Origin of the sequence: Mesorhizobium sp. M7A.F.Ca.CA.002.04.1.1, assembly GCF_004022805.1 — a bacterium.
GTDB lineage: Bacteria > Pseudomonadota > Alphaproteobacteria > Rhizobiales > Rhizobiaceae > Mesorhizobium > Mesorhizobium ciceri.
The window spans coordinates 1-7,956 of sequence record NZ_RZPL01000206.1; the positions used below are offsets into that span (position 1 = coordinate 1).

The following is a 7,956-nucleotide window of genomic DNA, read 5'->3' on the forward strand; positions in this document are numbered from 1 at the left end:
GCTTTGCGCATGGCCCGGTCCAGCGACATGGTTTTGCCCTTCGACGCCCTTCAATGACCTCGCTCTTGCCTTCAAACTGCCGTCACGAATCTCGTATAAGAGTGGCTCGTGGCGGGAGAGGAAGAAGGAGGCGAACCGATATGCAGAACGAACGTGAAATCGACGCCCTGCTCTCACCTGGCGAGGCTGGATCGATCATCGACCGGCTGATGGCAATGCCGCATCCGAAGGACGGCACGCGCCGCTCGAACGAATGGGATCGCGCTGTGGCCAGCCGTTTCGAGACCCATCTTGCCAAGCAAATGCGCTCGCAGATCGACGGCGGCAGCGACCGTCAGAACGCTGCCTGATTCTATCATAGTCAGCCCCGGCGCAGCCTGACCGGCGCTTCGCCGAAAGCCCTTGAAAACGCTCTTGAAAACGCCGCGGCGGATGAGAATCCGGTCCGCCCGGCAATATCGGCCATGGCGATCCTTGTATCGACCACCAGCCGGCGCGCGGCGCCCAGGCGCAGCCTGAGATAATAGGCGCCCGGTGTCTCGCCGATCGATTTGCGAAAGATGCTCTCCAGCGTCCGTGCCGTCACGCCGGCGCGCTTGGCCACCGCTTCAATGGTCAGCGGCTGGTCGACATGCGCTTCCATCAGCCGGATCGCTTGCGCCAGCCGCGGATCATAGCCATCGAGCCGGCCGAGCGAGACCAGCGGCTGTGCGTCGGTGGCGGCGCGCGCCTGGTCGTAGATGAAGACGCTGGCGACATCGAGCGCGACGGCCATGCCGAGCCTCGTGCGGATGAGATGCAGCATCAGGTCGAAGGTCGGCGACGCGCCGCCCGAGGTGAACACCGGCCCGTCGATAACATAGCGGTCAGGGCGGACATCGACGCCGGGGAATGCCGAGGAAAAATCCTCCATGTCCTCCCAGTGGGTGGTGGCGCTGCGTCCTTCCAGCAGGCCGGCGCGCGCCACCAGCCAGGTGCCGGCTTCGACACCGCCGCAAGCGCGTGCTGTCCGTGCGGCCCGGCGCAGGCCGGACAACAGAGCCGAGGTTGCATAGTTCTGGGTGCCGAAGCCGGCGACGACGACAAGAACGTCGGTCGACTCGCCCGCATCGAAGCGGCCGCCGACCGCCACCGGCAGGCCGCAAGTGGTGACTGGAGCCTCGCCGGTCACCGAGACCAGCTTGAAATCGAACAGGGTCTCGCCGGAGATGCGGTTGGCCGCGCGCAGTGGATCGACGGCGGATGCGACGCACATGATCGACGAACCGGAAAATACCAGCAGCGTCACCCTAAGCGGCGAGCGCTCGGCGCGAAAGATCGTTGGTTTTTCGCTTTTCGTCATGGAAGCTTCGTAAAACGCAAAACAGTTTCCGGCAAGTCGGGCATTGTTGAGGTCTATTTCTTTCGGATGAGAGTTCCATGCCGCTTGCGATGAACCGTGAGGTCTTCATTACCTGTGCCGTGACCGGGTCCGGCGGGTCGCAGGACCGCAGCCCGCATGTGCCGCGCTCGCCCAAGCAGATCGCGGATTCCGCCATCGATGCGGCCAAGGCGGGCGCCGCCATCGTGCATTGCCATGTGCGCGATCCCGAGACCGGTAGGCCGAGGCGCGACGTACATCTCTACCGCGAAGTGACCGAGCGCATCCGCGCGGCAGAAGTCGACGTCATCCTGAACCTGACCGCCGGCATGGGCGGCGACATGGTGTTCGGATCGCCGGAAGCGCCGCTGCCGCTCAACGAAAAAGGCACCGACATGGGCGGTGCCACCAACCGCATGGAACATGTGCGCCAATGCCTGCCGGAAATCTGCACACTCGACTGCGGCACCATGAATTTCGCCGAGGCCGACTATGTCATGACCAACACGCCCGGCATGCTGCGCGCCATGGGCGGCATGATGACGGCGCTCGGCGTCAAGCCGGAGATCGAGGCTTTCGACACCGGCCATCTGTGGTTCGCCAAGCAACTGGTCGAGGAAAAGGTGCTCAACCCGGATGCGCTGGTGCAGCTTTGCATGGGCGTGCCGTGGGGTGCGCCTGATGATCTCAACACCTTCATGGCCATGGTCAACAATGTGCCGTCGACCTGGAACTGGTCGGCCTTCGCCATCGGCCGCAACCAGATGGCTTATGCCGCGGCGGCGGTGCTGGCCGGCGGCAATGTCCGCGTCGGGCTGGAGGACAATCTGTGGCTCGACAAGGGCGTGCTGGCCACCAATGCACAGCTGGTCGAGCGCGCCGCCAGCATCGTCACCAATCTCGGCGCCAGAATCCTTGGACCGGAAGAGGTACGGCAGAAGCTCAACCTCACCAAGCGGGCGCCGATCGCGGCATAATTATTCGTCGGGAGGGTCGGCATGACTACCGTAAAATTCACCGCGATGAAGGATGGCGACCGGGACGACTACGAGTTCCTGACCGCGCATGAAATCGACTATGCGGCCAGGACCGGCGAGCGGCTGCTCGACGCGCTGGTGCAGCTCGACGCGGGTCTTTCCGGCTACAAGATCACCCGGCTCGGCCATTCGCTGCAGGCAGCGACACGTGCCTGGCGCGACGGCGCAGACACCGACTGGATCGCTTGCGCGCTGCTGCACGACATCGGCGACATCTATGCGCCTTACAATCACGACGAATATGCCGCTTCGATCCTGAAACCTTTCGTGCGCGAGCAATGCACTTGGGTGGTGGAAAAGCATGGCGACTTCCAGCGGCTCTATTATGCCCATCATCTCGGCGGCAACCGCCACGCCCGCGACCGCTTTGCCGGCCATGCTTATTTCGACGATTGCGACCAGTTTTGCGAACGCTGGGACCAGCCCAGCTTCGACCCCGACTATGACACGCTGTCGATGGAATTCTTCCGGCCCTTCGTGCTCGAAGTCTTTGCCCGCAAGGCCTACGATCCCTCGGTGATCCGAGCCGGCGAGCGCGTGCCCCTCATCGATCCCGCAACCGCCGCGACAAGAACCGGAGCTTCAGCATGAGCATCATCAACAAGGCAGCCGCCATCGGTGGCGGTGTGATCGGCGCCGGCTGGGTGGCGCGCCTGCTGCTCAACGGCATCGACGTGTCGATCTTCGATCCCGATCCCGAGGCGTCGCGCAAGGTCGGCGAAGTGATGAAGGGCGCGCGCCGCGCCTACAAGCAGATGGTGCCCGGCGGCCTGCCGAAAGAGGGCAAGCTGACCTTCGCCAAGACCATCGCCGAAGCGGTCGCCGATGCCGATTTCATCCAGGAGAGCGTGCCGGAGCGGCTCGACCTGAAACACCGCGTGCTGGCCGAGATCGACGCTCACGCGCCGGCCAACGCGATTGTCGGCTCCTCGACTTCCGGTATCAAGCCGACCGACATGCAGGTGGCGATGAAGAAGCATCCGGAGCGGCTGGTCGTCGGCCATCCGTTCAACCCGGTCTATCTCCTGCCGCTGGTGGAGATCGTCGGTGGCGAGCAGACCTTCCCCGAGGCGATCGAGGTCGCCAAGGAGATGTATGCCTCGATCGGCATGAAGCCTGTCGTCATCCGCAAGGAGATCGAGGCCTTCGTCGGTGACCGCCTGCTCGAAGCGGCATGGCGCGAGGCGCTGTGGCTGATCAAGGACGGCATCTGCACGGTCGAGGAACTCGACGACATCATGCGCTACGGCTTCGGCCTGCGCTGGGCGCAGATGGGCATGTTCCAGGTCTATCGCGTCGCCGGCGGCGAGGCCGGCATGCGCCACTTCATGGCGCAGTTCGGGCCGTGCCTGAAATGGCCATGGACCAAGCTGATGGACGTGCCTGAGTTCAACGACGAACTGGTCGACCTGATCGCCACGCAGTCGGACGAACAGGCGCATGGGCTGTCGATCCGCGAGCTGGAAAAGATCCGCGACGACAATCTGGTCGCCATCATGGATGCGCTGTCGAAACAAAACAAAGGCAAGGGCTGGGGCGCCGGCGCGCTGCATAAGGACTATACCAGGCAGCTGGCCAAGCTGGCGGCGAAGAAGCCCATGGCCTCCAAGGCGGCCGAGAAGGCCAAAGCCTTGAAACCGGTCAAGAAAGCCGAAAAGCCGAAGAAAAAGACCGGCAAGAAGAAAGGCTGAGAGCATGGATTTCGGGCTGTCGGAGGAACAGAAGCTCATCGTCGAGACGACGCGCGCGTTCGTCGAGAACGAGCTTTACCCGCATGAGCGCGAGGTCGAGCGCACCGGCGTGCTGCGCCGCGACCTGATCGAGGAGATCAAGGTAAAGGCGATCGAGGCCGGGCTCTATGCCGCCAACATGCCGGCCGATGTCGGCGGAGCGGGCCTCGATACGGTGACCTGGCTGCTCTACGAGAAGGAACTCGGCCGCGCCAATTACGCGCTGCACTGGACCTGCGTGTCGCGCCCCTCCAACATCCTCCTGGCCGGCACGCCCGAGCAGCGCGAGAAATATCTGTTCCCCTGCATCCGTGGTGAGAAATGGGACTGCCTGGCCATGACCGAGCCGGGCGCCGGCTCCGATTTGCGTGGCATGAAGGCAACCGCCGTGCAGGACGGTGACGACTGGGTGCTGAACGGCACCAAGCATTTTATCTCCCACGCCGACCTCGCCGACTTTGCCATCGTTTTCATGGCCTCAGGCGAAGAGGATTCGCCGCGCGGCAAACGCAAGAAGATCACCGCCTTCTTCGTCGATAAGGGCACCAAAGGCTTCACCGTCCGTGACGGCTACCGCAACGTCTCGCATCGCGGCTACACCAACGCCATCCTCGAATTCGACGATTGCCGGCTTCCCGCCGCCCAGGTGTTGGGCGAAGTCCATAAGGGGTTCGACGTCGCCAATTCCTGGCTCGGCGCCACCCGGCTGCAGGTCGGCGCCACCTGCCTCGGCCGCGCCGAGCGTGCGCTTGGCCATGCCGTCGAATACGCCGCGCAACGCCAGCAGTTCGGCCAGCAGATCGGCAAGTTCCAGGGCGTATCGTTCAAGCTTGCCGACATGGCGACCGAACTCAAGGCCGCCGACCTGATGGTGTTCGAAGCCGGCTGGAAGTACGATCAGGGCACCGTCACCGACCAGGACATGGCCATGGCCAAGCTGAAGGCCACCGAAATGCTCGCATACGTTGCCGATGAAGCGATCCAGATCCATGGCGGCATGGGGCTGATGGACGATCTGCCGCTGGAGCGCATCTGGCGCGACGCGCGCGTCGAGCGCATCTGGGAAGGCACATCCGAGATCCAGCGCCACATCATTTCAAGGGCGCTGCTGCGCCCGTTCGGGGCATAACATATGCATAAACTGGAGCGTCTCCTGCGGCCTAAATCGATCGCCGTCTTCGGCGGTGCGCAGGCTGCAGCCGTCGTCGCGCAATCGATCAAGATGGGTTTTGCCGGCGAGATCTGGCCGGTGCATCCGACCAAGGACGAGGTTGCCGGTCGCAAGGCCTATCGTTCGGTGGCTGACCTGCCCGGCGCGCCGGATGCTGCCTTTGTCGGCGTCAACCGGCATTTGACCATCGAGGTGATCAAGGCGCTGGCCGAACGCGGCGCCGGCGGCGCCGTCTGCTTTGCCGCCGGCTTCCTCGAAACCGAGGCCTATGACGATGATGGCGAGCGGCTGCAGGCCGAGCTGGTCGCGGCGGCGGGCCAGATGCCGATCATCGGGCCGAATTGCTACGGCCTGATCAATTATGCCGACGGCGCGCTGCTGTGGCCCGACCAGCATGGCGGCATAAGACTGGCCGAGGGCGGCAAGGGCGTCGCCATCATCACCCAGTCCTCCAACATCGCCATCAACATGACCATGCAGAAGCGCGGCCTGCCGATCGCCTTCCTGATGACCGCCGGCAACCAGGCGCAGACCGGCCTGTCCGAAATGGCGCTCGGCCTGATCGAGGATGAGCGGGTCACGTCGCTCGGCCTGCACATCGAGGCCTTCGATTCGGTAGCCGGCTTCGAACGGCTGGCGGCACGAGCCCGCGAGCTGAAGAAGCCGATCATCGCCATGAAGGTCGGCCGTTCCGAACAGGCCAGGCAAGCGACTGTCTCGCATACCGCGTCGCTCGCCGGCTCGGACGCGGCCTCGGGTGCGTTCCTGCGGCGGCTCGGCATTGCGCGCGTCGATTCGATCCCTGCCTTCATCGAGGCGCTGAAGCTGCTGCACATCACCGGACCTTTGCCCGGCTATAGGCTGTCGTCGATGAGCTGCTCCGGCGGCGAGGCCTCCGTCATGGCCGACAGCGCCGAAGGCCGCTGGGTCAATTTCCCTGTGCTGACCGACAGCCACCGCGCCCATGTCAAATCGACGCTCGGGCCGCTGGTCGCGGTCGCCAATCCCTTGGACTATCACACCTTCATCTGGAACAACGAGCCGGCGATGACCGCCACCTTCACCGCCATGGTGTCGGGCGGTTTCGACCTCAACATGCTGGTGCTCGATTTTCCGCGACCCGACCGCTGCTCGGTCACCGACTGGTGGGCGACGTTGCGCGCTTTCGAATCGGCGCTCAAGACCAACAAGGCGCATGGTGCGATCGTCTCCTCGCTGCCGGAGAACCTGCCGGAGGAATACACCGCCGAACTGATGGCGCGCGGCATGGTGCCGTTGTTCGGCATTTCGGAAGCGATGGATGCAGCCGGCGCAGCAGCCTTCATCGGCTGGGCTTGGGCTGAACCGCAGGCGCAGCCGATCGACACGTCGGCCTCCGGCGCCTCTGGCGGGGACCACGTCACGCCCGACGAAGCCGAGGCGAAGTCACGGCTGATCAAAGCCGGCCTGCCGGTGCCGAAGGGCGAGCGCGCCGCCAATGCCGTCGAAGCGGTGATTTCGTCCATGGCGCTCGGCTTTCCCGTCGCGTTGAAGGCGCTCGGCGTCACCCACAAATCCGAAGTTGGCGCTGTCAGGCTCAATCTCAGGGATGCCGAATCCGTCAGCACCGCAGCGCATAACCTGTTGCCGCTCGGCACCGGGCTCTATGTCGAGCGCATGGTGCGCGACGGTGTTGCCGAACTCATCGTCGGCTTCACCCGCGATCCGATGTTCGGCGCGGTGATGACGCTCGGCACTGGTGGCGTGCTGGTCGAGCTGTTGCGCGACAGCGTCACGCTGATGCTGCCGGCGACCCGCGACGATATCGAGGCGGCGCTGCGCGGCCTGAAACTGTTCCCGTTGCTCGAAGGCTATCGCGGCCGGCCGAAGGCCGATGTCGCGGCTGCCATCGATGCTATCTCTGGCATTGCCGCCTTCGTGCAGCAGAATGCCGGTGAGATCGAAGAACTCGACATCAACCCGCTGATCGTCTGTGCAGAGGGCAAGGGCGCCTGGATCGCCGACGCGCTGCTGGTGCTGGGAGAGAACAAGAATGTCTGACGTCATTTCGACCCGCCGCGAGGGCACCATCCTCGAAGTCACCCTCGACCGGCCCAAGGCCAACGCCATCGACCTGAAGACCTCGCGGCTGATGGGCGAGACCTTCAAGGCGTTCCGAGACGATCCGGAATTGCGCGTCGCCATCGTCAAGACCGCTGGCGACAAGTTCTTCTGCGCGGGCTGGGACCTCAAAGCAGCTGCCGGCGGCGATGCGGTCGACGGCGACTATGGCGTCGGCGGCTTTGCCGGCCTGCAGGAGCTGCGCGACCTCAACAAGCCGATCATCGCGTGCGTCAACGGCATGGCGGTCGGCGGCGGCTTCGAGCTGGCGCTGTCCTGCGACCTCATCTACGCCTCCGATCATTCCTCCTTCGCGCTGCCCGAGATCCGAGCCGGCACGCTGGCCGACGCGGCGACGATCAAGCTGCCGAAGCGCATCCCCTACCATGTCGCCATGGACCTTCTGCTCACCGGCCGCTGGATGGATGTCGCTGAAGCGCATCGCTGGGGCTTGGTCAACGAAGTGCTGCCCAAGGAAAAGCTGGAAGATCGCGTCTGGGAGATCGCCCGGCTGCTCGCAGGCGGCCCACCGCTGGTGTTTGCCGCGATCAAGGAGAC

At 64.3% G+C, this 7,956-nt stretch carries 8 protein-coding genes; 7 read left to right on the forward strand and 1 reads right to left on the reverse strand.

The window, feature by feature from the left end; translation table 11 throughout:
- Positions 1 to 140 precede the first annotated feature (140 nt).
- The gene (locus ENZ75_RS13245) at positions 141 to 350 is read left to right on the forward strand and encodes a hypothetical protein (protein WP_013528291.1); all 210 of its coding nucleotides are present in this window, start codon (positions 141 to 143) and stop codon (positions 348 to 350) included.
- An 11-nt stretch (positions 351 to 361) separates the two neighbouring features.
- Here ENZ75_RS13245 and ENZ75_RS13250 read toward each other — a convergent pair whose 3' ends face one another.
- Complete coding sequence (locus ENZ75_RS13250) at positions 362 to 1,342, reverse strand: GlxA family transcriptional regulator (protein WP_024501969.1); 981 nt, start codon at positions 1,340 to 1,342, stop codon at positions 362 to 364.
- A 77-nt stretch (positions 1,343 to 1,419) separates the two neighbouring features.
- Between ENZ75_RS13250 and ENZ75_RS13255 the strand changes: the two genes are divergently transcribed.
- The 6 genes from ENZ75_RS13255 to ENZ75_RS13280 all read left to right on the forward strand — a co-directional run.
- Positions 1,420 to 2,337, forward strand: coding sequence for a 3-keto-5-aminohexanoate cleavage protein (locus ENZ75_RS13255; RefSeq protein WP_013528293.1), 918 nt, complete (start codon positions 1,420 to 1,422; stop codon positions 2,335 to 2,337).
- Positions 2,338 to 2,358: 21 nt separating this feature from the next.
- Positions 2,359 to 2,988 (forward strand): HD domain-containing protein, encoded by a 630-nt coding sequence (locus tag ENZ75_RS13260; protein ID WP_063169799.1) that lies wholly within the window; start codon positions 2,359 to 2,361, stop codon positions 2,986 to 2,988.
- A complete protein-coding gene (locus ENZ75_RS13265; protein WP_024501970.1) occupies positions 2,985 to 4,088 on the forward strand; it encodes a carnitine 3-dehydrogenase in 1,104 nt (367 codons plus the stop codon). The genes ENZ75_RS13260 and ENZ75_RS13265 overlap by 4 nt, the downstream gene beginning before the upstream one ends.
- Positions 4,089 to 4,092: 4 nt before the next feature.
- Positions 4,093 to 5,256, forward strand: coding sequence for an acyl-CoA dehydrogenase (locus ENZ75_RS13270; RefSeq protein WP_063169798.1), 1,164 nt, complete (start codon positions 4,093 to 4,095; stop codon positions 5,254 to 5,256).
- A gap of 3 nt (positions 5,257 to 5,259) precedes the next feature.
- Positions 5,260 to 7,338, forward strand: coding sequence for an acetate--CoA ligase family protein (locus ENZ75_RS13275; protein WP_063169797.1), 2,079 nt, complete (start codon positions 5,260 to 5,262; stop codon positions 7,336 to 7,338).
- Positions 7,331 to 7,956 (forward strand): carnitinyl-CoA dehydratase (locus ENZ75_RS13280; protein WP_128278133.1); only part of this gene is annotated, 626 nt, incomplete at its 3' end. The genes ENZ75_RS13275 and ENZ75_RS13280, both read left to right, overlap by 8 nt.

What these genes read in the sequence shown, in the direction of transcription:
- ENZ75_RS13245 (WP_013528291.1), top strand. Translation starts at nt 141, where the DNA reads ATGCAGAACGAACGTGAAATCGACGCCCTGCTCTCACCTGGCGAGGCT.
- ENZ75_RS13250 (WP_024501969.1), bottom strand. Translation starts at nt 1,342, where the DNA reads ATGACGAAAAGCGAAAAACCAACGATCTTTCGCGCCGAGCGCTCGCCG.
- ENZ75_RS13255 (WP_013528293.1), top strand. Translation starts at nt 1,420, where the DNA reads ATGCCGCTTGCGATGAACCGTGAGGTCTTCATTACCTGTGCCGTGACC.
- ENZ75_RS13260 (WP_063169799.1), top strand. Translation starts at nt 2,359, where the DNA reads ATGACTACCGTAAAATTCACCGCGATGAAGGATGGCGACCGGGACGAC.
- ENZ75_RS13265 (WP_024501970.1), top strand. Translation starts at nt 2,985, where the DNA reads ATGAGCATCATCAACAAGGCAGCCGCCATCGGTGGCGGTGTGATCGGC.
- ENZ75_RS13270 (WP_063169798.1), top strand. Translation starts at nt 4,093, where the DNA reads ATGGATTTCGGGCTGTCGGAGGAACAGAAGCTCATCGTCGAGACGACG.
- ENZ75_RS13275 (WP_063169797.1), top strand. Translation starts at nt 5,260, where the DNA reads ATGCATAAACTGGAGCGTCTCCTGCGGCCTAAATCGATCGCCGTCTTC.